This window comes from Massilia sp. YIM B02443, from assembly GCF_030411955.1.
Classification (GTDB): domain Bacteria; phylum Pseudomonadota; class Gammaproteobacteria; order Burkholderiales; family Burkholderiaceae_D; genus Telluria.
In genome coordinates this window covers 1-597 of the sequence record NZ_JASNRA010000073.1, presented here as the reverse complement: position 1 = coordinate 597, position 597 = coordinate 1, and the positions used below count along the sequence as shown (strand labels likewise).

At 66.1% G+C, this 597-nt stretch carries 2 pseudogenes; both read left to right on the top strand.

The annotated features are described in order from the left end of the window. Nucleotides 1–90 (top strand): annotated as a pseudogene (locus QPK27_RS25580) (hypothetical protein); the annotation flags it as partial. A gap of 145 nt (nt 91–235) precedes the next feature. Then, a pseudogene (locus QPK27_RS25225) lies at nt 236–597 on the top strand (NAD(P)/FAD-dependent oxidoreductase); the annotation flags it as partial.

The window sequence follows — 597 nt, the reverse complement described above, 5'->3', positions numbered from 1 at the left end:
TACGTGGTCGGGCTGTCGTACCAGAACCCCTACCTGTCGCCGTACGAGGAATTCCAGCGTTACAAGACGCACCCGGCGATCCGCGGCTTCTTCGAAGGCGGCAAGCGCATCTCGTATGGCGCCCGCGCCATTGCCTCGGGCGGCCTGCAATCGCTGCCGAAGACCGTGTTCCCGGGCGGTGTTCTCGTCGGCTGCGACGCCGGCTTCCTGAACACGTCGNATCCGCGGCTTCTTCGAAGGCGGCAAGCGCATCTCGTATGGCGCCCGCGCCATTGCCTCGGGCGGCCTGCAATCGCTGCCGAAGACCGTGTTCCCGGGCGGTGTTCTCGTCGGCTGCGACGCCGGCTTCCTGAACACGTCGCGCATCAAGGGCAGCCACGGCGCGATCAAGACCGGCATGCTGGCGGCGGAAGCGGCGTTTGCGGCGCTGGGCGCGGGCCGCCAGGGCGACGAACTGACGGCGTATCCGGAAGCGTTCAAGCAGTCCTGGCTGCACGAAGAACTGTACATCGCCCGCAACTTCAAGCCGTGGATGAGCAAGGGCCTGGTACTGGGCACGATCATGACCGGCATCGACCAGATCGTCTTCCGCGGCAA